This is a genomic window from Micromonospora sp. NPDC003816 (assembly GCF_042874705.1).
GTDB lineage: Bacteria > Actinomycetota > Actinomycetes > Mycobacteriales > Micromonosporaceae > Micromonospora.
This window is the reverse complement of the sequence record NZ_JBIANP010000002.1, coordinates 62534-89507: the sequence shown is the minus strand read 5'-3', so window position 1 is coordinate 89507 and position 26974 is coordinate 62534. Positions and strand designations below refer to the sequence as shown.

Below are 26974 nucleotides of genomic sequence, written 5' to 3'. Positions count from 1 at the left end.
CGAGGGCACGGCGTGAGCGCGCTGGCTCACGTACCCACCGGCTCCGGGCAGCCGGCGTCGCCGCCGCCGGCTGCCCGATCAGGGCGCTACCGCCTCCTGCCGTACCTGTTGCTGCTGCCGGGCGCGGCCTGGCTGTTCCTCTTCTTCGCCCTGCCGTTGCTGCAACTCGCTGCGGCCAGCCTCTACGACCCGAACGGCACGCTCTCCACCGGGTACGCGATGACCTGGGCGTTCGGGAACTACCCGGCGGCGTTGCAGGCGTACTGGCCCCAGTTCAGCCGCTCGTTCCTGTACGCGGGCATCGCGTTGGTGCTGGCGCTGCTGATGGGCTACCCGTTGGCGTACGCGATCGCGCAGAAGGCCGGCCGGTGGAAGAACCTGCTGCTGGTCTGCGTGATCGCGCCGATGTTCACCAGTTTCCTGGTGCGCACGCTGGCCTGGAAGACCATCCTGTCGGACAACGGCTGGTTGGTCGGGCTGCTGCGGGACGTCCACCTGCTCGGTCCGGACGGACGGCTGCTGGCCACCCCGATCGCGGTGGTGCTCGGCCTGACGTACAACTTCCTGCCGTTCCTGGTGCTGCCGCTGTACGCGAGCCTGGAGCGGCTCGACCACCGGCTGCTGGAGGCGTCCAGCGACCTGTACGCGAGCCCGCTGAAGACGTTCCGTCGGGTCACCCTGCCGTTGTCAATGCCGGGCCTGATCGCCGGGACGCTGCTCTTCTTCATCCCGGCCACCGGCGACTACATCAACGCCGAACTGCTCGGTACGCCCAACCAGTACATGATCGGCAACGTCATCGACTCGGCGTTCCTGGTGCGGCTGGACTATCCGCAGGGCGCGGCGCTGTCGTTCCTGCTGATGTCGGCGATCCTCGCGGTGGTCTTCGTCTATCTGCGTCGGGCCGGCACGGAGGAGGTCCTATGACCAGGTTCTCCCGGTGGTGGGCGCAGCACTGGGTGATGGGCGTGGCCCTGCTGGTGCTCGGCTACCTGTTCCTGCCGATCGCCGTGGTGGGCGCGTTGTCGTTCAACCGCCCCTCCAACCGGCTCTCGTACGACTTCCACGCGTTCACGCTCGACAACTGGCGTAACCCGTGCGCCACCTCCGACATGTGCGACGCGGTGGTCCGCAGCGTGCAGATCGGCTTCATCGCCACCGTCGCCGCCACCGCGCTCGGCACGCTGATGGCGTTCGCGCTGGTCCGGCACCGGTTCCGGGGACGCTCCGGGCTCAACGTGCTGATCTTCCTGCCGATGGCCACGCCGGAACTGGTGATGGGCACCTCGCTGCTGGCCCTCTTCGTCGCCGGCGGGGTGCCGCTGGGGTTCTGGACCATCGTCATCGCGCACGTGATGTTCTGCATGTCGTTCGTGGTGGTGACGGTCAAGGCGCGGCTGGCCGGGATGGACCGGAGGCTGGAGGAGGCCGCGATGGACCTCTACGCCAGCGAGTGGCAGACGTTCCGCCGCATCACGTTGCCGTTGGTGCTGCCCGGCATCGTGGCCGCCGCACTGCTGGCGTTCTCGCTCAGCTTCGACGACTTCATCATCACCAACTTCAACTCCGGCACCACCGTCACGTTCCCGATGTACGTCTGGGGTGCCGCCCAGCGGGGCATCCCGCCGCAGGTCAACGTCATCGGTACGGCCATGTTCGCGATCGCGTTGCTGCTGGTGCTGGCCAGCATGCTGCGGGGCCGACGGGCCCGCCGGGCGGCGTTCGCGGTGCCGGCTCCCCGGGCGACAAGCCGGTCATGACCGGGCCATCCGCCGGCCGGGCGCTTGCCGACGCGGTCCGCGCACCGTACTGGCTCGACCGGCCGGAGCGGCCCGACCCGCTGCCGCCGCTGCCCGGCCCGACCACCGCCGACCTGGTGGTGATCGGGGGCGGCTACAGCGGGCTGTGGGCGGCGCTGCTGGCCAAGCAGGCCGACCCGGCGCGGGACGTGCTGCTGGTGGAGGCGGGGACCTGCGGCTGGGCGGCCTCCGGACGCAACGGCGGGTTCTGTGCCGCCTCGCTGACGCACGGGCTGTCCAACGGGGTGCAGCGGTTCCCGGACGAGATCCAGACGCTGGAACGGCTCGGCCGGGAGAACCTCGACGCCATCGCCGACACCGTTGCAGAGCATCGGATCGACTGCGACTTCGCGCGGACCGGCGAACTGTCGGTGGCGGTCGAGCCGTACCAGCTCGACGGGTTGGCCGCCGACGCCGCGCTGGCCGGACGGTACGGGCACGACGTGCGCCTGCTCGACGCCGACGAGGTGCGCGCCGAGGTCGACTCGCCGACGTACCTCGGCGGACTGTGGGACCGTGACCGGGTGGCGATGCTCGACCCGGCGCGGTTGGCCTGGGGACTGCGCCGGGCCTGCGTGGACCTCGGCGTACGGGTGCACGAGCACACCCGGGTCACCGGCCTGCACCGGGACACCAACGCGTTGCTGGCCCGCACCGTCGCCGCCGACGGCAGCCCCGGGGCGGTCCGCGCCGCCAAGGTGGTGCTGGCCACCAACGCGTTCCCGCCGCTGCTGCGCCGCCTGCGCACCTGGATCGTGCCGGTGTACGACTACGCGCTGACGACCGAGCCGTTGACGCCCGCGCAGCGGGACGCCGTCGGCTGGCGTAACCGGCAGGGACTGGCCGACACCGGCAACCAGTTCCACTACTACCGGCTCACCGACGACGGGCGGATCCTGTTCGGCGGCTACGACGCGATCTACCACTACGGCAACCGGATGACGCCGGCACTGGACCAGCGCGACGCCACCTTCACCGCACTCGCCCGCCACTTCTTCACCACCTTCCCGCAGCTCGCCGACGTCCGGTTCAGCCACCGCTGGGGCGGGGTGATCGACACCAGCACCCGGTTCTGCGCCTTCTTCGGCACGGCGTACTCCGGTCGGCTCGCGTACGCGGCCGGGTACACCGGGCTCGGCGTCGGGGCGACCCGGTTCGGTGCCCGGGTGATGCTCGACCTGCTCGACGGCGTGGACAGCCCGCTGACCCGGCTCGACCTGGTCCGCAGCCGGCCGCTGCCGTTCCCGCCCGAACCGGCCCGCGCGGTCGGCATCGGGCTCACCCGCTGGTCCATGGCCCGGGCCGACGCTCGACAGGGGCGGCGCAACCTGTGGCTCCGTACGCTCGATCGCTTCGGTCTGGGGTTCGACTCGTGATGCGTGTGCTGCTGATCGGGGCCGGAGGCGTCGGTTCCGCCGTCGTCGCCATCGCGGCCCGACGTGCCTTCTTCGACACGATGGTGGTCGCCGACCACGACGGGACCCGCGCCGCGCGGGCCGTCGCCGGCCGGGACGACCGCTTCGTCGCCGCCGGGGTCGACGCCGCCTCGGCGGAGGCGGTCGCGGCACTCTGCCGCGAACACCGGATCACCCACGTGCTCAACGCGGTCGACCCACGCTTCGTCATGCCGATCTTCGACGGGGCGTACGCGGCCGGCGCCGACTACCTCGACATGGCGATGTCGTTGTCCCGCCCGCACCCGACCCGGCCCTATCAGGAGACCGGCGTGATGCTCGGCGACGCGCAGTTCGCGGCGGCCGACCGCTGGACGGAAGCCGGGCGGCTGGCGCTCTGCGGCATCGGTGTCGAGCCCGGCCTCTCCGACGTCTTCGCCCGGTACGCCGCCGACGAACTGTTCCGCGAGATCGACGAGATCGGGGTACGCGACGGCGCGAACCTGACCGTCGACGGCTACGACTTCGCCCCGTCGTTCTCCATCTGGACCACCATCGAGGAGTGCCTGAACCCGCCGGTGATCTGGGAGGCCGACCGGGGCTGGTTCACCACCGAGCCGTTCAGTGAGCCGGAGGTCTTCGAGTTCCCCGACGGGATCGGGCCGGTCGAGTGCGTCAACGTGGAGCACGAGGAGGTGCTGCTGATCCCGCGCTGGGTGCCGGCCAGGCGGGTCACCTTCAAGTACGGCCTCGGCGCGGAGTTCATCGAGGTGCTCAGGACGCTGCACAAACTCGGTCTCTCCTCGACCGCGCCGGTGCGGGTGGGCCCGGTCTCCGTGTCGCCGCGAGACGTGGTGGCCGCCTGCCTGCCCGACCCGGCCACCCTCGGCGACCGGATGCGCGGCAAGACCTGCGCCGGCACGTACGTCACCGGCCTCGGCGTCGACGGCGAGCCGCGCCGGGTCTACCTCTATCACGTGGTCGACAACGAGTGGTCGATGCGCGAGTACGGCCACCAGGCGGTGGTCTGGCAGACCGCGGTGAACCCGGTGGTCGCCCTGGAACTGCTGGCCGACGGCGTGTGGTCGGGCAGCGGGGTGCTCGGACCGGAGGCGTTGCCGCCCAAGCCCTTCCTCGACCTGCTCACCGCCTACGGCTCGCCGTGGGGAATGGCGGAACGATGACCCGGTACGGCCCGATGTACGGCCCCGACGTGACGTTCCTCGGCGTACCGCCCTGCACGATCGAGGAGCCCGTCACGTACGCCGACGCCGACGTCGTGATCATCGGCGCGCCGTTCGACGGCGGCACCTCGCACCGCCCCGGCACCCGGTTCGGCCCGTCCGCCATCCGGCAGGCGTGCTATCTGCCGCACGACGGCTCCCGCCCCTCCCTGGCGCTGCGCGTCGACGCGCTGCGCGACCTGTGCGTCTACGACGCCGGTGACGTCGAGATGTTCTCCGGCGACATCGAACGGTCGCTGTCCGCGCTGGAAACCGCCGTGTACGCGGTCGCCTCGGCCGGTGCGATCCCGGTGGTCCTCGGCGGCGACCACTCCATCGCCCAGCCCGACGCCACCGGGGTGGCCCGCCACCACGGTCTCGGCCGGGTGTCGCTGGTGCACTTCGACGCGCACGCCGACACCGGCGACATCGAGTTCGGCTCGCTGCACGGTCACGGCCAGCCGATGCGTCGACTCATCGAGTCCGGCGCGGTACGCGGCGACCGGTTCCTCCAGATCGGCCTGCGCGGCTACTGGCCGGGCCCGTCGACCCTGTCCTGGATGGCCGAGCAGCGGATGCGCTCGTACGAGATGACCGAGATCGTGGCCCGTGGCCTGGACGACTGCCTCACCGAGGCGTTCGACATCGCGACCGACGAGTGCGAGGGCGTCTTCCTCTCCGTCGACGTGGACGTGGTCGACCCGGGCATGGCCCCCGGCACCGGCACCCCCGAACCGGGCGGCTTCACCAGTCGGCAGCTGCTCGACGCGGTCCGCCGGGTCTGCTACGAACTCCCCGTGGTCGGGGTGGACGTGGTGGAGGTCGCCCCGCCGTACGACCACGCCGACATCACCGCCTACCTCGGCAACCGGGTCGTGCTGGAAGCGTTGTCGGCCATCGCCCGCCGCCGTCGCGACGCCGCCGGTGGCCCACCCTGGAACCCCACCCAACCCCTCCTGGACAGCCGCTGACCCTCCCACCCGTCTCCCTGCCCGTCGATCCCGCCCTCTCCTGCCCGTCGATCATGGAGTTGAGGCTGCGATCCTGGGGTATTCGCCCCTTTTCGGAGTGCCACAACTCCATGATCGCGGCTGCCGGTGCGGCTGCGTGCGGGGCCGTTGCGGAGTGGGGAGGGTGGGGGAAGGCGTTGGGGTGCCCAGGGCAGGGGGTTCGGGAGTTCAGGGGGCGAGGAGGTGGTGGATGGTGGTGACGATGTGGGTGGGGCGGCGGTAGAGGTCGTCGGCGGTGAAGTAGCGCATCCGCCAACCCTGTCCGGCCAGCCAGTTCGACCGGGAACGGTCGTAGTGCAGGAGCTCCGGGGTCAGGTGGGACTGTCCGTCGTACTCGATGCCGATCCGACGCTTGCGGTAGGCCAGGTCGATCCGGTGCAGCGGTATGCCGTACCGGTCGTGCACCCAGAGCTGAGGCTCCGGGGCCGGTAGTCCAGCGTCCACGAGAATCAGTCTCAACTGACTCTCCTGCCGGCATTCCGACCGGGGATCCGCCAGGCCGATCAGGTCCCGTGCCTGGCGGGCGTTACGCAGGCCCCGATGGCGCCCGAGCTCGTCATGGAGATCGTCGCGCCGGCAGGCTGTCGCCCGCAGACAGAGGTCCAGCACCGGAAGGGCTTCTGTCCGCCGGAGTGATCTCGCCAGATCGACGGCACATCGCGCGGCCGGAGCGCAGGGCAGTCCGCGGATCCGGACGGGATCGCGGACCGGCACGACGGACTCATGCGCCACGACCCCACGGATCTGCGGCACGACCGAACCCGCCGGCACGATGACGTGGCACCTGGTCGACCGGGCATCCCCGAAGCCGTGCAGCATCGCACCGGTGTGGAACCCCGCCACCGCGCCGTCGGGCAGACGTTCGAAGATCGCCCTGAGGTGGTCGTCGGCGGCGGCGGGAGGCCCGTAGACACCTCGGGTCAGCCGAAGCAGTGCCCCCTGTGCGATCTGCCCCCGCACCTGACCTCGACTCCACCCGGTCGCCAACAACTCGGAGTAACGAATCAGTCGCTCTGTCATCTCGCCACTGTCCCGGCCCACCCCGGCTGCCGTCCGCCCCTGTGGACGACGTACCGGGCCGCTGTGGATAACTCGCGGCCCCACGGCTGTCCGCGTCGATCATGGAATCGTGGCGATCGCAAATAAGGATAAAAGCTTCCATAAGTGCAGCCCCAACTCCATGATCGACGCGGCGACGACGACGGCGACCGACGTGACGCGACGACGGTGGCACGTGGGGGCGGGTGGGGGAGAGTGGGACGTACGTGCTGTTCAGGCGCGTGGTGACCGGCTGTGCCCGTGCTGATTTGTGGTGACGTCGTGGACGTGGAGTATTGCTGCGGCGGGCGCTTACGAAACCCTTATCTTCCGCCTGCGAACGTATGCCCGGCAACGACGGATCACGGGGGCGAAGAGCGTGCGGGTGTTGGTGGCGGACGACGAGCGGCTGCTGGCGGACATGGTCGCCGAGGGCCTCAGGCGGCTCTCGATGGCGGTGGACGTCTGCTACGACGGTGACGGCGCGTTGGAGCGGATCGGGGTGAACCGCTACGACGTGGCGGTGCTGGACCGGGACATGCCGGGGCACACCGGTGACGAGGTGTGCCGCAGTCTCGCCGGGTCCGGTTCGGGTACGCGGGTGCTGCTGCTCACCGCCGCCGCCGGCATCCGCGACCGGGTGGAGGGTCTCGGACTCGGGGCCGACGACTATCTCACCAAGCCGTTCGCCTTCGCCGAACTCGTCGCCCGGGTGCACGCGCTCGGTCGGCGGTCGGCGGCGGCGGTGCCGCCGGTGCTGGAGCAGCACGGGGTGGCGCTGGACGTGGCCCGGCACTCGGTCACCCGGGACGGCCGGGCGGTCGGCCTGAGCCCGAAGGAGTTCGCCGTACTGCACGTGTTGATGCGTGCGGACGGGCGGGTGGTCAGCTCGGAGGAGCTGCTGGAGCAGGCGTGGGACGAGTTCGCCGACCCGTTCACCAACACCGTGCGGGTGACCGTGATGACCTTGCGGAAGAAGCTCGGTACGCCTCAGGTGATCCACACCGTGCCTCGGGCCGGTTACCGGATCGGTCCGGCGTCGTGACCCCGCGTCGCAGGATCGTGCTGGTCGGCGTGGTCGCCCTGATCGCCGGGTACGCCCTGCCGGGACTGACCGTGTCCGTCACGAGCGAGTTGTGGTGGCGGGTTCGGGGTCTCTGCGACAGCGGGCTGTCCGGCAGCGGGCTGGTGTGCGAGCCGGCGCGGGGCCTCGGCGGGGTCGCGCTGTCGCTGCTGGGGCTGGTGGTGTTCCTGCTCGCGGTGGCGGCGGTCTGGGTCGCTGCGGGCTGGTGTCTGCGACCGGTCCGGGACCTCGCCGGCCCGATCTCGCACGCCGGGCCGCAGAACCTCGGTCACCGGATCCGGATGCGCGGCAACGACGAGGTGGCCCGGCTGGCCCGGTCGATCGACGAGATGATGGAGCGCATCGCCGCCGGGTACGAGGGGCAACGGCGGTTCGCCGCGAACGCCTCGCACGAGTTGCGGACGCCGTTGGCCGTGCAGCGCACGCTGATCGAGGTCGGCCTGTCCCGGTCACTCAGCGGCGAGCAGATGGAGCTGGTGGCCGACCAGCTCTTGGAGACCAACGAGCGCAACGAACGGTTGATCGAGGGGTTGCTCGCGCTCAGCGAGAGCGACCAGGGGCTCCGTTCCCGCCTGCCGCAGCGCCTCGACGAGATCGTCACGGAGGTGCTGGCCGCGTACCAGGACCGGATCACCGAGGCCGGGGTGACCGTCAGCACCCACCTGGAGCCCCGGACCGTGATGGGTGAGCGCGTGCTGCTGGAGCGCCTGGTGACCAACCTGCTGGAGAACGCGATCAAGTACAACCGCCAGGGTGGCGCGATCAGCGTCACCGTCGGCCGCAACCCGGCGCTGACCGTGGTCAACACCGGTCAGGTGGTGCCGGCCGAGGCGGTGGCCGGGCTCTTCGAGCCGTTCCGCCGGCTGGCGCGGGACCGCACCAACCAGAGCGGTGGTGCCGGTCTCGGTCTGGCCATCGCCCGCTCGATCACCCAGGCGCACGACGGACTGATCGCCGCCCGCCCCGCCGAGTACGGCGGACTGCGGGTCGACGTCCAGCTTCCGCACGTGCCCTGAGCCCTTCCGGTCACCACGACCCGATCCACGGGGTCGCACATTCCGCGACGTCCCGTCCCTCGGCATGCCCGAAAACGTCACCACCGCGTGGGAGAGGAGCACCCCGGTGCGTACCCGTGACCACCTCGCGCCCGTCACCGGCGCCCGCCCGGCCGGCGAACGGTGGGACTGGGCGGACGTCGCCAAGGGCGGCTGCATCCTGCTGGTCCTGCTCTGGCACGTGATCATGAAGGACTACCTCCAGATCGACTGGCGGCTGGACGTGCCGGTGGCGGGGGCCTGGGGGACGTTCGGCGAACTGCTGCTGCCGATGCGGATGCCGCTGTTCTTCACCATCTCCGGGATGTTCGCGGCCACCGCGGTGCAACGGCCGTGGCGAGCCGTCGGCCGTCCGCGCATCGCCAGGTTCCTCTACCTGTACGCGGTCTGGCTGCTGATCCACACCGCCCTGCTGGCCCTCGCGCCGGACTTCCCGACCGACCGGGCGACCGGCCCGGGGGAACTGCTGGCACAGCTGACGGTCAGCCCGTCCAACCTCTGGTACCTGTACGCGCTGGCGCTCTACTTCGTACTCGCCAAGGCGTTGCGCCGGGTCCACCCGGCGCTGCTGCTGGCCGCGGCGGGCGCGCTGAGCGCGGTCGCCGCGGTGGGGCTGCTCGACACCCCCGGCAACCGGGGCGGGCTCTACCAGAACCTGGTGTTCTTCCTCGCCGGCCTGCACCTGCGTCGCCATGTGCGGCGGTGGTCGGCGGCGGTGACCGGTCGACGTCTGCTGCTGGCGGTCGGCGGATACCTCGCCGTGCTGGCCGCCGTGCTGGCCGCCGTGCGGGTGACCGGTGCCGGGCGGCTGCCGGGGGTGACGCCGCTGGTCTCGGTCGTCGCGGTGCTGGCCGGCATCGCCCTGGCGGTGCAACTGGCCCGGTGGCCGCTGGTCCGCGAGCCGCTGGCCGCGCTGGGCCGGCAGACGCTGCCGATCTATGTGATCCACATGCCGGTGCTGGCACTCCTGCACCGAATGATCGCCGAGCCCATCGCCGACCTGGGTGACTCCGCCCGGCTCGCGTTGGCCTTCGGCTACCCGTTCTCGCTCACCGTCCTGGTGCTGGCGCTCAGCCTCGGCCTGCACCGGGCGCTGCTGGCGGCACGTGCGACCTGGCTGTTCGACCTGCCGGCTCGCCGATCGCCGATCGAATCGACAAGGGAGACGACATGTTCCACACCGATCCGCCCGAACCCGCCGATCCCGGTCGGCCCTCGGTCGACGTGACGGCGGCGGCGCGGTGGCTCGACGGCCAGGTGCTGCGTACCCCGCTGCTGCGGTCCCCGGTGATCGACCGCCTGGTCGGGGCGCGGGTGCTGCTCAAGGCGGAGAACCTGCAGACCGGTGGCTCGTACAAGATGCGGGGCGGGTTGTACGCGGTGGGGCGGCTCGCCGCCGCCGGGCACACCGGTGTGGTCGCGCAGAGCACCGGCAACCACGCGGTCGCGGTCGCGCTGGCGGCGCGCCGGCACGACATGGCCGCCACGGTGGTGTTGCCGGTCGACGCGACGCCGTCGAAGGTGGCGCGGGCCCGGGGGGCCGGTGCCCGGGTGGTCCTGGTCGGCTCCACCGTGGAGGAACGGCTGGCGGTCGCGCGCCGGATCAGCGACGAGACCGGTCATCCGATCGTCGACGCGTACGACCACCCGGACGTGATCTCCGGGCAGGGCAGCGCAAGTCTCGAACTGATCGAGGACGCCGAGCGGGCGGGCACGCCGCTGGACACCCTGATCGTGCCGGTCGGTGGGGGCGGCGGCGTCGCCGGTGCCTGCCTGGCCGCGTCCGACCGGCCCATCGACGTGTACGGCGTGGAGCCGGTCGGCTGCGACTCCCTGGCGCACAGCCTGGTCGCCGGTCGACCGACGCCGGTCCGGCCGGCGCCGACGATCGCCGACGGGCTGCGGCCGTCCTGCGTCGGCGAACTGCCCTTCGCCATCCTGCGCACCCGCCTGCGCGGGGTGGTCCGGGTGGACGACGAGGAGATCGCGGCGGCGTTCCGGCTGCTCCTGATGGAGCTGAAGGTGCTGGCCGAGCCCTCCGGCGCGGCCGGTCTGGCCGGTGCCCTCTGTCTCGCCGCCGACGGCGCGACGCGGGTGGTCGCCGGCACCACCGCACCGGTCGCCGTACCGGGCAGCGGCTCTCGACCGCGCACGGTCGGCGTGGTGCTGACCGGCGGAAACGTGGAAGCGGACCTGGTCGCCCGGCTGGCGACCCCGGTCCTGCCCAGACAAGGAGTGGCGGCATGAGCGAGCGGGGCGGCGGTATGAGCGCGGAAGTACGGATCGGGGTCCTGTTCGGTGGGCCGTCGGCGGAGCACGACGTCTCCTGCGCCTCGGCGCTCGGGGTGGCGCGGGCGCTGTCCGGCGGCGGGTACCGGGTCGTCGCCATCGGGGTGACCCGCAGCGGTCGGTTCCGGCTGATGCCGGACGACGTGCTGCGTCAGTTCCTGGACGGCACCGGCGGGGAACGGGCCATCGACGACCGGTTCACGGTGACCGGCCCGGCCGTGGAGTTGCGGGCGGGGTGGCGGCGCGGCACGGCACTGGTCACCGCGGCGGACCCGCCGGGTGCGGTGCAGGCCGAACTGGACGTGGTATTCCCGGTGCTGCACGGCCCGTTCGGCGAGGACGGTGTGGTGCAGGGGCTGCTCGAATCGCTCGGTGTGCCGTACGCGGGCTGCGGCATCCTCGCCTCGGCGGTCGGCATGGATAAGGTGGCCATGAAGCGGGCGCTGCGTGCCGAGGGGGTGCCGGTCACGCCGTACGTCTCCTTCGACGCGTCGACCTACCGGGCCGCCGAGGACCCGGAGAAGCTGGTGGTCGAGCTGCGCCGGCCGCTGTTCGTCAAGCCGGCCCGGATGGGTTCCTCGATCGGGATCTCCCGGGTGGGTGACGGCGACGACCTGGCGGCGGCGGTGGAGGAGGCGCTGCGGCACGACAACCTGGTCATCGTGGAGCAGGGGGTCACCGCGCGGGAACTGGAGTGCGGCGTACTCGGTGGGAGCCACCCGGAGGCGTCGGCGGTCGGTGAGGTCACGGTCAGCGGCGGCTGGTTCGACTACCGGCAGAAGTACTTCGGCGACAGCGACCCGATGGTGGTCCCCGCCTCGCTGCCGGACGAGGTGACCGAGCGGATCCGGGAGTTGTCGCTGCGCGCGTTCGCCGCGATCGGCGGCTGGGGGTTGGCCCGGGTCGACTTCCTCTATGACGAGGAAGCCGGCGAGCTGTACGTGAACGAGCTGAACACCATGCCCGGCTTCACCGCGCACTCGATGTATCCGAAGGTGTGGGCGGAGAGCGGCGTCGGTTACCGGGAGATCGTGGACCGGCTGGTCGCGTTGGCGGTCAGCCGGCACGCGGAGCGTCCCGGCGGCACGGGGGAGGCGCCGTGATCCTGCTCTGCGATCCGCGCGTCGCGGCGGTGCCCGGTGCCGACGACGGCGAGCCTCTCGTCGACCTGCGCGGGATCCCGGAACTGCGGTTGGACGGGCGGGCGGCCGACCCCGACGGTGCGTACGCGCGACTGCGCAAGGGGGTGGCGGAGCGGTTGCTGGCCGCGCAGGACGCCCTGCCAGACGGGCTCCGCCTGCTGGTGATCGAGGGGTACCGGCCGTACCGGTCGCAGTGGGAGATCTTCACCGGCTACCACGACGAGCTGCGGCGGGCGCATCCCGACTGGTCGCCGGAGCGGGTGTACGAGGAGACCACCAAGTTCGTCTCACCGGTCGAGGTGGCGCCGCACAGCACCGGTGGTGCGGTGGACCTGACGCTCTGCACCGCCGACGGGGTGGAGGTCGACATGGGTACGGCGGTCGACGCCACCCCGGAGGCGAGCGGGAACGCCTGCTTCACCGCCGCGCCGACGATCGGTGCTCTGGCCCGCCGGAACCGTCGCATCCTGGTCGACGCGTTGACCGGCGTGGGCCTGGTCAACTACCCGACCGAGTGGTGGCACTGGTCGTACGGCGACCGCTACTGGGCACTGCTGACCGGAGCGCCGCACACCTGCTACGGACCGGTGTGACCGGTCTGCCGCAGGGTTCACCCGAAACTTTGTTTTCGATACGCGTCACGCCGGTGAACTGGGTAGCGCTCCCAGCCCGTACCGACCCCTGAACGCAGGCGGGGAGTAACGGGAGGCGACAGTGAGGCTGCAACGGAAGCACGTGTTGGCGGCGGGGGTGGCGGTGGTCGCCGCGGCGACCGTGGCGGTGGGCACCGGGCTCGGGTTCGCCGACAGCGGCCCGGCCGGGCAGAGCGCCTGCTCCGGCTCGATCACATTCTCGGCGGAGGGCGGCGAACCGGGCGCCACCAGCGACCGGTTCCCGGTCGGCACCCGGTTGCGGGTGACCAACCTGGACAACGACAGGTCGGCGGAGGTGACCGTGGTCGGCCCCTCCGGCAGCTGTGTGCTGCTCAACTCCGCCGCGATGGAACTGGTCCGCGAGCCGGGCCGGAACGTCATCCGGCGCAACCTCGTCGAGCGGCTGGACGGCCCGGCGGCACGGCCGGACACCGTAGCGCCGAGCGGGCCCGCCGACCGGCCCGGCTCGTTCTCCCCGCCGGCCGCCCGACCCGGTACGGCGTCGGCCTGCCCGGGCCCGATCACCTTCTTCGAGGAGGCGGCCGGACCGGGCGCCACCAGCGACCGGTTCCCGGTCGGCACCCGCTTGCGGGTCACCAACCTGGACAACGACCGGGCGACCACGGTGACGGTGACCGGCCCGTCGGCGAGCTGCGTGCTGCTCAACTCCGCCGCGATGGAGCAGATCCGCGAGCCGGGCAAGAACCTCGTCCGCAACAACGTCGTCGAGGTGTTGCGCTGAGCTGAGATGTAAGGAGGGGTCCCCTGCTATACACGAGGCGTTAGCAGGGGACCCTTCCTTACACGAAGGCGGCGTCGAGGATGTCGAGCCCACGGGTGAGGTCGGCGTCGGAGATCACCAGCGGGGGCAGGAAACGCAGCACGTTGCCGTAGGTGCCGCAGGTCAGGGTGAGCAGACCGGCGGCGTGACAGGCGGCCGAGATCGCCGACGCGGCGGCCGGGTCCGGGGTCAGGGTGCCCGGCTGCACCAGTTCGACGGCGAGCATCGCGCCCCGACCGCGTACCTCGGCGATCCGGGGATCGCGTGCGGCGATGCTCCGCAGCCGGTCCGTCATGGTCGCGCCGATCCGCCGGGCGGCGGCGGCCAGGTCCAGCTCGTGCAGGGTCTCGATGGTGGCCAGCGCGGCGGCGCAGGCGATCGGGTTGCCGCCGTACGTGCCGCCGAGGCCGCCCACGTGCACCGCGTCCATCAGCTCCGCCCGCCCGGTCACGGCGGCCAGCGGCAGCCCACCGGCGATGCCCTTGGCGAGCGTGATCAGGTCCGGTTCGACGCCCTCGTGCTGGCAGGCGAACCAGTCGCCGGTGCGGCAGAAGCCGGTCTGGATCTCGTCGGCCACGAAGACCACCCCGGCCGGCGTCGCCCAGGTGCGCAGCGCGGGCAGAAACCCGTCCGCGGGTACGACGAATCCGCCCTCGCCCTGGATCGGCTCGATCAGCAGCGCGGCGACGTTCTCGCCGCCGACCTGTTTCTCCACCATCTCGATCGCCCGGGCGGCGGCGGTGGCGCCGTCGAGCCCGCCGTCGCGCAGCGGGTACGACATCGGCACCCGGTACACCTCACCGGCGAACGGCCCGAACCGGTGCTTGTACGGCATGTTCTTCGCGGTCAACGCCATGGTCAGGTTGGTCCGGCCGTGGTAGGCGTGGTCGAAGACCACCACCGCCGGCCGCCCGGTGGCGTGCCGGGCGATCTTCACGGCGTTCTCCACCGCCTCGGCACCGGAGTTGAACAGTGCCGACCGCTTCTCGAAGGCACCCGGGGTCACTGCGTTGAGGCGCTCGCAGACCGCCACGTACGACTCGTACGGGGCGACCATGAAACAGGTGTGGGTGAAGCGTTCGACCTGGGCGCGTACCGCCTCGACCACCCGGGGCGCGGAGTTGCCGACGTTGGTGACGGCGATGCCGGCGGCGAAGTCGATCCACTCCCGACCGTCGACGTCGGTGAGCAGGCCACCCGAGGCACTGTCGACGTAGGAGGAGATCACGCTGCCTACACCCCGGGCCACGGCGGCGCCCCGCCGCACGTGCAGTGCGTGCGAGGCCGGTGCCGGCGGCACCGGCCCACTTCCGACGCTCACCGGCTCAGCCCTCGATGTTGTGCATGACGTGCTTGAGCCGGGTGTAGTCCTCCAGGCTGTAGACCGAGAGGTCCTTGCCGTGCCCGGAGTGCTTGAACCCGCCGTGCGGCATCTCGGAGACGAACGGGATGTGGGTGTTCACCCAGACGCAGCCGAAGTCCAGCCGTCGGGTCATCCGCATGGCCCGGCCGTGGTCCCGGGTCCAGACCGAGGCGGACAGGCCGTAGTCGACGCCGTTGGCCCAGCGCACCGCCTCGTCCTCGTCGGAGAAGCGCTGCACGGTGATGACCGGCCCGAACACCTCGTCCTGGATGATCTCGTCCTGCTGGCGCAGGCCGGAGACGACGGTGGGCGCATAGAAGTAGCCGCGCTCACCCACCTGCGTACCACCGGTCTGCACGGCGGCATGGTCGGGCAGGCGGTCGACGAAACCGCGTACCCGGGCGAGCTGGTTGGCGTTGTTCAACGGGCCGTAGAGCACGTCCTCGTCGTCCGGCGCGCCGGTGCGGGTGTTGCGGGCCTGCTCGGTCAGGGCGGCGACGAAGTCGTCGTGCACGCCGGGGCCGGTGAGCACCCGGGTCGCGGCGGTGCAGTCCTGGCCGGCGTTGAAGTAGCCGCCGGTCGCGATGGCCTCGGCCGCCGCCGCGACGTCCGCGTCGTCGAAGACCACCACCGGTGCCTTGCCGCCCAGTTCCAGGTGGGTGCGCTTGAGGTCGGGGGCGGCGGCTGCGGCCACCTCCATGCCGGCCCGGGTGGAGCCGGTGATCGACACCAGTTGCGGGGTGGGGTGCGCGACGAGGGCCCGCCCGGTGTCGCGGTCGCCGCAGACCACGTTGAACACACCCGGCGGCAGGTACTCGGCGGCGATCTCCGCCAGCAGCAGCGTCGACACCGGCGTGGTGTCCGACGGCTTGAGCACCACCGTGTTGCCGGCGGCGAGCGCCGGGGCGATCTTCCAGACCGCCATCATCAGCGGGTAGTTCCAGGGCGTGACCTGGGCGCAGACTCCGATCGGCTCGCGCCGCACGTACGAGGTGTGCCCGGCCATGTACTCGCCGGCCGACCGTCCCTCCAACAGCCGGGCCGCCCCGGCGAAGAAGCGGAACTCGTCCACGGCCGGCGGCAGTTCCTCGTCGGCGGTGAGCTGCCGGGGCTTGCCGGTGTTGCGGACCTCGGCGTCGACCAGGTCGGCGGCCCGCGCCTCGACCGCGTCGGCGAGCTTGAGCAGGGCCTTCTGTCGCTCGGCCGGAGTGCTGTCCCGCCAGCTCTCGAAGGCGGTCGCGGCGGCCTTCATGGCCGCGTCGACGTCGGCGGCGCCGGAGACCGGGGCCTGGGCGAACGCCTCCCCGGTGCAGGGGTCGATCAGGTCGGCGTAGCCGCCGTCGGCCGGCTCGACGTACTCGCCGTCGACGAAGTTGCGCAGCTTCTGCTTGTCACTCATGGCTGGATCACTCCGAGGGGTCCGGGGTCGCGCTGCGGCGGTTATCGCAATCTTCGTGCCATCTTCGCTACTGAATTCGCGGCAGACAAGGTCTAGCGCGACCGTTTCCGTGGGCGGCTGCCGGAGTTACGCTGCGATACGTGGAACCCACCCCGTTCTTCGTCGCCGGCCGTCCCGCCCACGGTGCCGGCGAACTGACCGTGCACCACCCGTACGACGGCCGGACGGTGGGGCGTACCACCCTCGCCACCGCCGAGCAGGTCGAGGCTGCGGTGGCGGCGGCGGCCGAGGTGGCCGCGACCGCCGCCGAACTGCCCGCGCACGCCCGCGCCACGGCGCTGGACCACGTCTCACGTCGGCTCGCCGAGCGGGCCGAGGAGGTGGCCGCGCTGATCACCGCCGAGAACGGCAAGCCGGTCAAGTGGGCCCGGGCCGAGGTGGGCCGGGCGGTCTCCACCTTCCGGTGGGCGGCCGAGGAGACCCGGCGCTTCTCCGGCGAGCTGCAACGGCTCGACACCGACCCGGCCGCCACCGGCCGCATCGCCCTGGTGCGACGGGTGCCGAAGGGCCCGGTGCTGGGCATCACCCCGTTCAACTTCCCGCTGAACCTGGTGGCGCACAAGGTCGCCCCGGCCGTCGCGGTCGGCGCGCCGGTGCTAGTCAAACCGGCCCCGGCCACGCCGCTGACCGCCCTGCTGCTCGGCGAGATCCTGGCCGAGACCGACCTGCCGGCCGGGATGTTCTCGGTGCTGCCGCTGCCCAACGACCGGGCCGCCGAGCTGGTCACCGACCCCCGGCTGCCGGTCGTCTCGTTCACCGGCTCGGGTCCGGTCGGCGCGGCGATCCGCCGGGCGGTGCCCGACAAGCACGTCACGCTGGAACTGGGCGGCAACGCGGCGGTGCTGATCTGCGCGGACTGGGCCGAGGACGCCGACCTCACCGTCGCCGCGCAGCGGATCGCCACCTTCTCCAACTACCAGGCCGGGCAGTCCTGCATCGCGGTGCAGCGGGTCTTCGTCCACGAGTGGCTCTACGACGGCTTCCTGCCCCGCCTGGTCGCGGCCGTGCGGGAACTGCGGACCGGTGACCCCACCGACCCGGCCACCGACGTGGGCCCGCTGGTCTCCGAGGAGGCGGCCCGCCGGGTGGAGGCGTGGGTGGACGAGGCGGTGACCGCCGGGGCCGCCGTCGAGACCGGGGGCCGCCGGTCCGGGGCGACGTACCCGCCGACGGTGCTGAGCGGGGTGCCCCACACGGCGAGGGTCCGCGCCGAGGAGGTGTTCGGGCCGGTGCTCGTGGTGGACCGGGTCACCGACGACGAGGCCGGCTTCGCGGCGGTCAACGACTCGGCGTACGGGCTCCAGGCCGGTGTCTTCACCCGACGGCTGGACGTCGCCTTCGCGGCGGCGCGGACGCTGGAGGTGGGCGGGGTGATCGTCGGTGACGTGCCGTCGTACCGGGCCGACCAGATGCCGTACGGCGGAGTGAAGGGGAGCGGGGTGGGACGGGAGGGGCTGCGCAGCGCCATGGACGACTACACCGACCCCCGGGTCACCGTCCTCACCGGTCTCCGGCTGTAGCGCGCCTCACCAGGAGCCGTCGTCGCGTACCCGCGCCGGGGCGCGACCGGACAGCAGGGTGACCAGGGCGGCGTCCAGGTCCGCGCCGAGGAACCACTCGCCGGCCTGGTCCAGCGCGAAGACCCGGCCCCGCTCGTCCACGGCGAGGATGCTGTGCTGCTCCTCGGTGCCGATCGGAAGCAGCCGTGCCCCGATCACCGCCCCGAAGTCGGCGAGCGAGTCGGCGGAGTGCGCGACCTGACGCGCCCGCAGGTCGAACGGGGAGATCCAGACCTGCTGACCCGGTCCGCGTCGGGTGCTGGACAGGTGAGGCGAGTCGGTGAGGTCGGTGTCGACGACCTCCGGCGGAGACCGGCCCGGGACGGGATCCGGTGCCTCGCCGGGCGGCCGGGGCGCGAGCTGGTCCCGGGCGGTGCCCGGCAGGACGCCGAACTCCACCAGCAGGGCCAGACACGAGTCGCAGGGCCTCCCGGCCGGACCGGCGTGCGGATCCGTCGGCTCACGGACCCGGAACACCTCGACGCGGGCCGACGCCAGCAGGCCCTTGGCGTCGCCCAGGCACATCGGGGCGATGCCCTCGGCGGCACGGAGGTGGTCGTGGTGGTGCAGCACGTCGGAGACGACCACGACCTCCGCGTGCCGTTCGGCACCACGGACCAGGTGCCCGGCCGGCAGCCCGTCCAGGTACTCGTCGAGCAGCGGATGGAGGTGCAGCGGCAGGTCGCCCTTCGCGCCCCGGGCGGTGAAGATCCGTCCCTCGACGGTGAGGTGCGCGGTGACGGTCGGCGTGGGCGACCGGTGCACCTCCCGCATGAGCTGACCGGCCGGGTCCACCGTGCGCGGCACCGGCGGCCCGCTCGGGCGGCTGCGTCGGTAGAGCCGCTGGACCACCTCGGTCGCCACCCGGGGCCAGGTGCTCACCTCGCCGGTGTGCTTGTCGACCACGGTCGCCGGCAGGTCGCCGGGGAGCGCTCCGGCCGGTGTCGGGACGGTGGAGGTGATCACGTAGCCGAGGTCGAACTCGGTGACCGATGGACGACACTCGTGCCCGAGTCGTACCGAGTCGCGACGGGCCCACACCGCAGCGATCTGCTCGGCCTGCTCGCGGTCGATCACACGGGGAATTTACCGGAGAAGCACACTTTCGTGGCACTCCGTACGGTTGTTATTACCCAGAGTGATTCGCGTCGTGCCCTCGGTGACGGCTCGGCGTACCGGCGTCGGCGTGATGCGCCCCACCTGCGGGGTGCTCGCCGACCGGCCGGGGTCGTGCCCCGGTAGTAGCCTGACCGCGGTCCCCCGTCAGGGGGAAGAACGGTGGGTGATCATGTCGGTACGTCGCCTCGCGACGCTCTGCGTGCCCCTGGGTGGCCTGGTGGTGCTCGGTGGCGCGCCGGCTCGCGCCGACGCGGACGGGGTGCGCTCCGTCCAGGCCGTCGAGCAGTCCTCCGGCGGATCGCCGGTGATGTACTTCGGCGTCGGCATGGTCGTCCTCGGCGTCCTGCTCATCGCGCTCTTGATCGTCCGGTCCCGGAAGGACCGGCGGCAGCGTCAGGACCGGGTCGAGATCCCGCTGCCGCGCAACCCGGGCGGCACCACCTATCGCTCCGGCGCGAGTCACGGCGCCGCGTCCGTGCCGCCAGGTCCGGGTGCCGCGCCGCCGATGCCGCCGGGCACGGTCGTCGCGCCGCCGATGCCGCCGGGTGGGGTCGTGCCACCGCCGGTGCCGCCGGGCCGGGGTGTTCCGCCGGTGCCGCCCGGCCCGGTGCCGCAGGCGTCTCCCGGGCACGTGTACGGCACCGCACGGCCCGCCGCGCCCCGGGTCTACGGCGCCCCGGCGTCGCCGCGCCCGTCCGGCGGTCTGTACGGCGCCCGGCCGGAGCCTGGTGACCAGCCCCACGCGTCACCACCGGCCGCCACCGGCTCCGCGATTCCGCCGGTCTCGGCTCCGCCCGTGTCGGGCTACCCGGTGGTCTCGCCGGTGTCGGCCCCGCCCGTGGTCCCGCCCGTCTCGGCTCCGCCCGTGTCCGGCTACCCGCCGGTGTCGGCTCCGCCCGTGTCGGGATACCCGCCGGTGTCGGGCTACCCGGTGGTCTCGCCGGTATCGGCCCCGCCGGTGATCCCCCCGGTGTCGGCGCCGCCGACGGCCCCGCCGGTCTCGGCGCCCCCGGTGGCGTCGACCTCGGGCCAGACCGGGTCTGCGGCGGTGCCGGGACGGCCGGAGGGCGGGGACGAAGACGAACCGGGGCGCGGGCTCTCCGGCTGAGCCGGGACGGGGCCCGGCGCTCCGTTACGCTCAGGTGCGTTGACCGACCTGCGGCCGAGGAGTGGAACCGGTGTCTGATCTGTCCCAGATCGTGAAGGCTTACGACGTCCGTGGGACGGTGCCGGACCAGTGGGACGAGCGGGTGGCAGGTGCTCTGGGCACCGCCTTCGCGCAGATGCTCGACGAGGCCGGCCCGCCCGGCGAGGCCGTCCTGATCGGGCACGACATGCGGGCCTCCGGGCCGAAGCTGGCCGAGGCCTTCGCCACCGGCGTACGCGCCGAGGGGCGCCCGGTCATCGAGATCGGACTCGCCTCGACGGACATGGTCTACTACGCCTCCGGCGCGCTCGGGCTGCCCGGCGCGATGTTCACCGCCAGTCACAACCCGGCGCAGTACAACGGCATCAAGATGTGCCACGCGGGTGCCCGTCCGGTCGGACAGGACAGCGGGCTGGCCGAGGTCCGGGACCGGGCACAGGCCCTGCTCGACAAGGACGAGCCGCTCGGTGAGCCGAGCGCCCCGGTCGAGCGCCGGGATCTGCTCGCCGCGTACGCCGCACACCTGCGCACGCTGGTGGACCTCTCCGGCATCCGGCCGCTGACCGTGGTGGTCGACGCGGGCAACGGCATGGGCGGGCACACCGTGCCGAGCGTGCTCGGTGACGCCGCGTTGTCGGCGCTGCCGCTGCGGATCGTGCCGCTCTACTTCGAACTCGACGGCACCTTCCCGAACCACGAGGCCAACCCGCTCGACCCGGCCAACCTGGTCGACCTGCAACGCGCCGTGGTGGCGCACGGCGCCGACATCGGGCTGGCGTTCGACGGTGACGCGGACCGCTGCTTCGTCGTGGACGAGCGCGGCGAGCCGGTCTCGCCCTCGGCGATCACCGCGCTGGTCGCGGCCCGGGAACTGGCCCGGCACCCCGGCTCCACGGTGATCCACAATCTGATCACCTCGCGCGCCGTACCGGAGATCATCCGGGAGCACGGCGGCGAACCGGTGGTGGCCCGGGTCGGGCACTCGTTCATCAAGGCCGAGATGGCCCGCACCAACGCCGTTTTCGGTGGCGAGCACTCGGCGCACTACTACTTCCGGGACTTCTGGTTCGCCGACACCGGGATGCTGGCCGCGATGCACACCCTGGCGGCGCTCGGCGAGCAGCCGCTGCCGCTGTCCACGCTGGCCGCCGAGTACGAGCGGTACGTCGCCTCGGGGGAGATCAACTCCACCGTACGGGACCAGGCCGCGAAGGTGGACGAGGTGCGGGCCGCGTACCCGGACGCCGAGGTCGACGAGTTGGACGGCCTCACGCTGCGCTTCCCCGACGGGGCGTGGCTCAACCTGCGTGCCTCCAACACCGAGCCGTTGCTGCGGCTCAACGTGGAGGCACCGACCGCCGAGCGGATGACCGCCCTGCGCGACGACGTGCTGGCCGTGGTTCGCCGATAGGATCGCTCGCGCCGGTCGGCACCGTCGATCGGTGAAGCCGCATACGTGGAAGGAGCCGCGCAGTGGCCCTCGACCCGCAGTTGCTGGAAATCCTCGCCTGCCCGGACACACACCATGCACCGCTCGACTACGACGCGCAGGCCCAGACGCTGACCTGCACGGAGTGCGGCCGGATCTTCGAGGTCCGTGACGACGTGCCGGTGCTGCTGCTGGACGAGGCGCGCGGCCCCGCGGAGCGGTCGTGATCGACGGAACGGCCGGCGTCAGCGGCCACCGCCATGCCGACGACCGGCTCCTCGACGACCCGCAGGCGCTGGCCGAGCGGGATCCGGGCGGGATGCTGCGGCACACCGCCTCGGCCGGCGCACAGGTCCGCGAGTCGGCGGCCCTGGCCGCCGAGGCCAACCTCGGCGTCCTCGGCGACGACGGACGACCTCGGGCGGTCGTCATCGCCGGCATCGGCACGGCCGGGCGGACCGGTGACGTGCTGGCCACCGTGGCCGGGCCACGGTGTCCGGTGCCCGTCATCGCGCACCGCAGCGCGGGCGTACCCGGCTGGGTCGGCGCGGCCGACGTGGTGATCGCGATCAGCGCCTCCGGGCGCAGCCCCGAGGCGCTCGGCGCGGCCGAGGCCGCCCACCGTCGCGGGGCCCGACTGGTCGCGGTGGCCCCACCGGACTCGCCGCTGCACTCGGTGGCCGAGCGGGCCCGTTCCCCGTTCATCCCGGTGCCGAGGCGGGCCCCGGCCCGGGCCAGCCTCTGGGGACTCACCGTGCCGGTCCTGATGGCCGCGCGGGCCCTCGGCCTGGTCAAGGTGAACGAGGCGGACCTGGCCGAGACGGCGGCCCGGCTGGACGCCGACGCCGACCGATGCCGGCCGACCGCCGAGTCCTTCGTCAACCCGGCGAAGTCGCTGGCGCTCGGCCTGGCCGGGTCGATCCCGATCGTCTGGGGATCGTCGCCGCTGGCGTCGGTCGCCGCCCGCCGTTTCGGCGACACGCTCTCCGCCAACGCCCGGTACCCGGTGGTCACCGGCGCGCTCGGCGAGGCGGGCCGGGGACGCGTCGGTCTGCTCGACGGCGTGTTCGGCGGCCTCGCGGAGGGGGACCGGGACATCTTCGCCGACCCGGACGACGCCGAGGACGGGGACACCCGGCTGCGGTTGGTCCTGCTGCGCGACGGGGGTCTGAACGCCGAGGACGACACCGACGAGCCGCACGCGGTCGAGGAACGACGCGCGGAGGCGGTGCAGACCCTCGCCGAGCGACGTGGCGTACGGTGCGACGTGGTCACCGCCGAGGGCGGCTCGGCGCTGGAACGACTGGCCTCCCTGGTGGCGGTGCCCGACTTCGCGTCGATCTATCTGGCGCTGGCGCACGGCCTGGACCCGATGGCGGTGCCGGCGATCACCGAGATGAAGGAGTTGTCCAACCAGTGAGCGAGCGCAGCGAGCGAGCCGGCCGGCCCGGTGACCCGGCTCCTCGCACCGGCTGCTCACGTCGCGGGAGATCCGGGGCGTGAGCAGCCAGGGTGGCACACGGGCGATCGTCGCGGCGCTGCTGGCCAACCTCGGCATCGCGGTGACGAAGTTCGTCGCGTACCTGCTGACCAGTTCGTCGTCGATGCTGGCCGAGTCGATCCACTCGGTCGCCGACACCGGCAACCAGGCGCTGCTCCTGCTCGGCGGCAAGCGGGCCCGCCGGGCGGCCACGCCGCAGCACCCCTTCGGCTACGGCCGGGAGCGCTACGTCTACGCCTTCCTGGTCTCGATCGTGCTGTTCAGCCTCGGTGGTCTCTTCGCGCTCTACGAGGCCTGGCACAAGTGGTCCGACCCGCACGGCATCACCAGTTGGCAGTGGGTGCCGGTGACGGTGTTGCTGGTCGCCATCGTGCTGGAGTCCTTCTCCTTCCGCACCGCCATCGTCGAGTCGAACCTGGTCCGGGGACGGGAGTCGTGGACCAGGTTCATCCGCCGCTCCAAGGCGCCCGAGCTGCCGGTGGTGCTGCTGGAGGACTTCGGCGCGCTGGTCGGTCTGGTCTTCGCCCTGTTCGGGGTGGGTATGACGCTGGCGACCGGGGACGGCCGGTGGGACGCGGCCGGCACCGCGATGATCGGGTTGCTGCTGGTGACCATCGCGGTGGTGCTGGCGATCGAGACCAAGAGCCTGCTGCTCGGCGAGGGAGCGGAACCGAGCGAGGTGGCCGCCATCGAGCAGGCGGTCACCGCCGGTCCGGAGGTGGAGCGGATCATCCACATGAAGACCCTCTACCTCGGTCCCGAGGAGTTGTTGGTGGCCGCGAAGGTCGCGGTGGCGCGCTGCGAGACCGCCGAGGAGGTGGCTCGGAACATCGACGCGGTGGAGGCCCGGATCCGGGCCGCCGTGCCGGTGGCCCGGGTGATCTATCTGGAGCCGGACGTGTATCACGCGGATGCGGGGCCGGCGGAGGCGTCCGGTCGACGGGAGAGCTGACCGGTGGAACTGCTGCACGGACCGATCAAGGACTACGCCTGGGGCTCCCGCTCGGCGATCGCCGCACTCCAGGGGCGGCCGGTGCCCAGCGACGGGCCGGAGGCAGAGCTGTGGCTGGGCGCGCATCCGGGCGCGCCGGCCACCGTGTCGCGTGCGGACGGTCCGGCGACGTTGATCGACGTGCTCACCGTCGACCCGGGCCGGTGGCTCGGCCAGCCGGCGATCGACCGGTTCGGCGTACGCCTGCCGTTCCTGCTCAAGGTGCTGGCGGCGGAGGCACCGCTCAGCCTTCAGGCGCACCCGGACGCGGAGCAGGCCCGGGCCGGTTATGCCGCCGAGTACGCCCAGGCCGATGGGGTGCGCAACTACGTCGACCCGTTCCACAAGCCGGAGTTGCTGGTGGCGCTCGGGCCGATGGAGGCGTTGTGCGGGTTCCGGGACCCGGCGGTCTCGGCGAAGGTGCTGGCCGGGTTGGGCGTACCGGAGCTGCGGCCGGTGCTGGACGCGTTGAGTGCCGGGCCGGCGGGCCTGGCCGAGGCGGTCCGCACGCTGTTGACCTGGCCGGAGGCGGAGCGGGAGGCGCTGGTGACGGCGGCCCGGACGGCGGCGGTGACCGGCCCCGACGACGACCTGGTGGCGATGCTGGCGCAGACCTACCCGGCCGACCCGGGGGTGCTGGTCGCGCTGCTGCTGAACCGGGTACGCCTGGCCGAGGGCGAGGCGATCTGGATGCCGGCCGGCAATCTGCACGCCTACCTGCGGGGCACCGGCGTGGAGGTGATGGCGGCCAGTGACAACGTGCTGCGTGGTGGTCTCACCCGCAAGCACGTCGACGTGGCCGAACTGCTGCGGGTGCTCCGGTTCGAGGTGCTGGACGAGCCGGTGGTGCCGTCACGACCGGTCTCCGACGGGGTGGTGACCTGGCCGGTGCCGGTGCCGGACTTCGCGTTGCACCGGGTGACCGTGCGGGGCGACCGGCCCGGGGTGACGCTCACCGTGCCGGGGCCGCGCGTCCTGCTCTGCACCATCGGGGAGGTCACCGTGGCCGACGCCGTCGCGCCGGTGACGCTGGGTCGTGGGCGGGCCGCGGTGGGGCCGGCCGACGGTGGTGCGCTGACGGTGCGCGGCGCGGGCGAGGTCTACGTCGCCTCGACCGGCTCACTCTGATCCCGGCAGTCCAGGATCCGCGCATCCCGCTGAACCGGCAAGTCCGACTTTCCCGAAATCGCTTGACTCGCGTCTAGCGCAGTGTGACTCTATGAGTGCGCAGCGTTATCGCGACGAAGGTCCGAGAACGCGCGGGGGAACCAAACCGGGGGGATGCACGGGGCGGGCGGGACTGGGCGGCACACGTCCACGACCGACCGCCCCGTGTGCTGTCCGCAACCAGGCCGTCCCGCAGCGGACAGCGCGCGTAAGGTTGGTGGTTGCGCAGCACATCGTCCGACAGGAGCATTCATGACCAGCACCCTCCCGGCGTCCGGCAGCGGAACGTCGTCCGAGGCCCGCCCGCGTACCCTCGCCGAGGGCGACTACAAGGTGGCAGACCTGTCGCTCGCCGAGTTCGGGCGCAAGGAGATCCGTCTCGCGGAGCACGAGATGCCCGGCCTGATGGCGATCCGTCGTGAGTTCGCCGAGGCGCAGCCGCTCGCGGGCGCCCGGATCACCGGCTCGCTGCACATGACGATCCAGACCGCCGTCCTCATCGAGACGCTGGTCGCGCTCGGCGCGCAGGTCCGCTGGGCGTCCTGCAACATCTTCTCCACCCAGGACCACGCCGCCGCCGCGATCGTGGTCGGCCCGGACGGCACCCCCGACGCACCCTCCGGTGTCCCGGTCTACGCTTGGAAGGGCGAGACGCTGGAGGAGTACTGGTGGTGCACCGAGCAGGTGCTGGCCTGGCCGGACGGGCACGGGCCCAACATGATCCTCGACGACGGCGGCGATGCCACCCTGCTGGTGCACAAGGGTGCCGAGTTCGAGAAGGCTGGCGCGGTGCCGCCGGTCGAGTCCGCCGACTCCGAGGAGTACGCGGTCATCCTCGGCCTGCTGCACCGGACGATCGCCGAGGACGGCGGACGCTGGACCCGGATCGCGGCCGACATCAAGGGCGTGACCGAGGAGACCACCACCGGTGTGCACCGGCTCTACGAGATGCACCGCAACGGCACGCTGCTCTTCCCGGCCATCAACGTCAACGACTCGGTGACCAAGAGCAAGTTCGACAACAAGTACGGCTGCCGCCACTCGCTCATCGACGGAATCAACCGCGCCACCGACGTGCTGATCGGCGGCAAGATGGCGGTCGTGCTCGGCTACGGCGACGTGGGCAAGGGCTGCGCCGAGTCGCTGCGCGGCCAGGGCGCCCGGGTCGTGGTGACCGAGGTCGACCCGATCTGCGCGCTCCAGGCGGCGATGGACGGCTACCAGGTCGCCACCCTGGAGGACGTCGTCGAGCAGGCGGACATCTTCATCACCGCCACCGGTTGCTTCGACGTGATCACCAACGAGCACATGGCCCGGATGAAGCACCAGGCCATCGTCGGCAACATCGGTCACTTCGACAACGAGATCGACATGGCCGGTCTGGCCAAGCGCTCAGACGTCACCCGGGAGAACATCAAGCCGCAGGTCGACCTCTGGACGTTCGACGACGGGCACTCGATCATCGTGCTCTCCGAGGGTCGTCTGCTGAACCTGGGCAACGCCACCGGTCACCCGAGCTTCGTGATGTCGAACTCGTTCGCCAACCAGACGATCGCCCAGATCGAGCTGTTCACCAAGACCGACGAGTACCCGATCGGCGTGTACGTGCTGCCCAAGCACCTGGACGAGAAGGTCGCGCGGCTGCACCTGGGCGCGCTCGGCGCCAAGCTGACCACGCTCACCAAGGTGCAGGCCGAGTACCTCGGCATCAGCCAGGAGGGCCCGTTCAAGCCGGACCACTACCGCTACTGACCGACGCGTACCGGGCCGG

The 26974-nt window shown here is 72.1% G+C and carries 24 protein-coding genes; 20 read left to right on the top strand and 4 right to left on the bottom strand.

All coding sequences use genetic code 11. The features are described from left to right. The first annotated feature begins 12 nt into the window (after positions 1-12). Genes ACFYTT_RS06650 through speB form a run of 5 tightly spaced genes read left to right on the top strand, consistent with a single transcriptional unit; the run spans position 13 to position 5387 of the window. Positions 13-927 (top strand): ABC transporter permease, encoded by a 915-nt coding sequence (locus ACFYTT_RS06650; protein ID WP_131055486.1) that lies wholly within the window; start codon positions 13-15, stop codon positions 925-927. Next, the gene (locus ACFYTT_RS06645) at positions 924-1760 is read left to right on the top strand and encodes an ABC transporter permease (protein WP_131055484.1); all 837 of its coding nucleotides are present in this window, start codon (positions 924-926) and stop codon (positions 1758-1760) included. Before ACFYTT_RS06650 ends, ACFYTT_RS06645 begins: the two co-directional genes overlap by 4 nt. Then, on the top strand, positions 1757-3175 hold the full coding sequence (locus ACFYTT_RS06640) for an NAD(P)/FAD-dependent oxidoreductase (RefSeq protein ID WP_387258001.1): 1419 nt from the start codon (positions 1757-1759) through the stop codon (positions 3173-3175). Before ACFYTT_RS06645 ends, ACFYTT_RS06640 begins: the two co-directional genes overlap by 4 nt. Next, positions 3175-4377: a saccharopine dehydrogenase family protein gene (locus ACFYTT_RS06635; protein ID WP_387258638.1), complete on the top strand. Its 1203-nt coding sequence runs from the start codon at positions 3175-3177 to the stop codon at positions 4375-4377. The genes ACFYTT_RS06640 and ACFYTT_RS06635 overlap by 1 nt, the downstream gene beginning before the upstream one ends. Continuing rightward, positions 4374-5387 (top strand): agmatinase, encoded by a 1014-nt coding sequence (gene speB / locus ACFYTT_RS06630; protein WP_131057183.1) that lies wholly within the window; start codon positions 4374-4376, stop codon positions 5385-5387. The genes ACFYTT_RS06635 and speB overlap by 4 nt, the downstream gene beginning before the upstream one ends. 207 nt (positions 5388-5594) lie before the next feature. On the opposite strand, the gene ACFYTT_RS06625 is transcribed toward speB, so the two are convergent. Next, positions 5595-5885, bottom strand: coding sequence for an endonuclease domain-containing protein (locus tag ACFYTT_RS06625; protein WP_236146019.1), 291 nt, complete (start codon positions 5883-5885; stop codon positions 5595-5597). Between the two features lie 958 nt (positions 5886-6843). Here ACFYTT_RS06625 and ACFYTT_RS06620 point away from each other — a divergent pair. The 7 genes from ACFYTT_RS06620 (at position 6844) to ACFYTT_RS06590 (ending at position 13429) form a co-directional block, all read left to right on the top strand. Next, a complete protein-coding gene (locus ACFYTT_RS06620; RefSeq protein WP_176092717.1) occupies positions 6844-7509 on the top strand; it encodes a response regulator transcription factor in 666 nt (221 codons plus the stop codon). Next, positions 7506-8564, top strand: a complete 1059-nt coding sequence (locus ACFYTT_RS06615; protein ID WP_131056883.1) for a HAMP domain-containing sensor histidine kinase — start codon at positions 7506-7508, stop codon at positions 8562-8564. Before ACFYTT_RS06620 ends, ACFYTT_RS06615 begins: the two co-directional genes overlap by 4 nt. A 106-nt stretch (positions 8565-8670) precedes the next feature. Further along, positions 8671-9831 (top strand): acyltransferase family protein, encoded by a 1161-nt coding sequence (locus ACFYTT_RS06610; protein WP_387258000.1) that lies wholly within the window; start codon positions 8671-8673, stop codon positions 9829-9831. Further along, entirely contained in the window at positions 9774-10850 is a 1077-nt protein-coding gene (locus tag ACFYTT_RS06605; RefSeq protein WP_387257999.1) for a threonine/serine dehydratase, read from the top strand. Before ACFYTT_RS06610 ends, ACFYTT_RS06605 begins: the two co-directional genes overlap by 58 nt. Continuing rightward, on the top strand, positions 10847-11995 hold the full coding sequence (locus ACFYTT_RS06600) for a D-alanine--D-alanine ligase family protein (RefSeq protein WP_254876727.1): 1149 nt from the start codon (positions 10847-10849) through the stop codon (positions 11993-11995). The genes ACFYTT_RS06605 and ACFYTT_RS06600 overlap by 4 nt, the downstream gene beginning before the upstream one ends. After that, positions 11992-12627 carry a M15 family metallopeptidase gene (locus ACFYTT_RS06595; protein ID WP_387257998.1) on the top strand — a complete coding sequence of 212 codons (636 nt, stop codon included), beginning with the start codon at positions 11992-11994 and terminating at the stop codon, positions 12625-12627. The genes ACFYTT_RS06600 and ACFYTT_RS06595 overlap by 4 nt, the downstream gene beginning before the upstream one ends. A gap of 121 nt (positions 12628-12748) precedes the next feature. Continuing rightward, positions 12749-13429 carry a hypothetical protein gene (locus ACFYTT_RS06590; RefSeq protein WP_176092719.1) on the top strand — a complete coding sequence of 227 codons (681 nt, stop codon included), beginning with the start codon at positions 12749-12751 and terminating at the stop codon, positions 13427-13429. 58 nt (positions 13430-13487) lie between these two features. On the opposite strand, the gene gabT is transcribed toward ACFYTT_RS06590, so the two are convergent. Then, positions 13488-14789, bottom strand: coding sequence for a 4-aminobutyrate--2-oxoglutarate transaminase (gene gabT / locus ACFYTT_RS06585; protein WP_387257997.1), 1302 nt, complete (start codon positions 14787-14789; stop codon positions 13488-13490). Between the two features lie 4 nt (positions 14790-14793). Further along, the gene (locus tag ACFYTT_RS06580; RefSeq protein ID WP_131055769.1) at positions 14794-16230 is read right to left on the bottom strand and encodes a gamma-aminobutyraldehyde dehydrogenase; all 1437 of its coding nucleotides are present in this window, start codon (positions 16228-16230) and stop codon (positions 14794-14796) included. A gap of 140 nt (positions 16231-16370) precedes the next feature. On the opposite strand from ACFYTT_RS06580, the gene ACFYTT_RS06575 reads away from it, so the two are divergent. After that, positions 16371-17810 (top strand): aldehyde dehydrogenase family protein, encoded by a 1440-nt coding sequence (locus tag ACFYTT_RS06575; RefSeq protein ID WP_387257996.1) that lies wholly within the window; start codon positions 16371-16373, stop codon positions 17808-17810. A 6-nt stretch (positions 17811-17816) separates the two neighbouring features. Here ACFYTT_RS06575 and ACFYTT_RS06570 read toward each other — a convergent pair whose 3' ends face one another. Then, the gene (locus ACFYTT_RS06570) at positions 17817-18926 is read right to left on the bottom strand and encodes an SUKH-3 domain-containing protein (protein WP_387257995.1); all 1110 of its coding nucleotides are present in this window, start codon (positions 18924-18926) and stop codon (positions 17817-17819) included. 211 nt (positions 18927-19137) lie between these two features. On the opposite strand from ACFYTT_RS06570, the gene ACFYTT_RS06565 reads away from it, so the two are divergent. The 7 genes from ACFYTT_RS06565 to ahcY all read left to right on the top strand — a co-directional run bounded on the left by ACFYTT_RS06565 (position 19138) and on the right by ahcY (position 26955). Continuing rightward, positions 19138-20076, top strand: a complete 939-nt coding sequence (locus tag ACFYTT_RS06565) for a hypothetical protein (protein ID WP_387257994.1) — start codon at positions 19138-19140, stop codon at positions 20074-20076. Between the two features lie 70 nt (positions 20077-20146). Continuing rightward, entirely contained in the window at positions 20147-21526 is a 1380-nt protein-coding gene (locus ACFYTT_RS06560; RefSeq protein WP_176092722.1) for a phosphomannomutase/phosphoglucomutase, read from the top strand. A gap of 62 nt (positions 21527-21588) precedes the next feature. Further along, a complete protein-coding gene (locus tag ACFYTT_RS06555; protein WP_013731721.1) occupies positions 21589-21771 on the top strand; it encodes a Trm112 family protein in 183 nt (60 codons plus the stop codon). Beyond that, complete coding sequence (locus ACFYTT_RS06550; protein ID WP_131053897.1) at positions 21768-22964, top strand: SIS domain-containing protein; 1197 nt, start codon at positions 21768-21770, stop codon at positions 22962-22964. Before ACFYTT_RS06555 ends, ACFYTT_RS06550 begins: the two co-directional genes overlap by 4 nt. Positions 22965-23043: 79 nt before the next feature. Next, positions 23044-23997, top strand: coding sequence for a cation diffusion facilitator family transporter (locus ACFYTT_RS06545; RefSeq protein ID WP_131053896.1), 954 nt, complete (start codon positions 23044-23046; stop codon positions 23995-23997). A 3-nt stretch (positions 23998-24000) separates the two neighbouring features. After that, positions 24001-25164 (top strand): mannose-6-phosphate isomerase, class I, encoded by a 1164-nt coding sequence (gene manA / locus ACFYTT_RS06540; RefSeq protein WP_387257993.1) that lies wholly within the window; start codon positions 24001-24003, stop codon positions 25162-25164. A gap of 291 nt (positions 25165-25455) precedes the next feature. Then, positions 25456-26955, top strand: coding sequence for an adenosylhomocysteinase (gene ahcY, locus ACFYTT_RS06535; protein ID WP_131053894.1), 1500 nt, complete (start codon positions 25456-25458; stop codon positions 26953-26955). Positions 26956-26974: the final 19 nt, after the last annotated feature.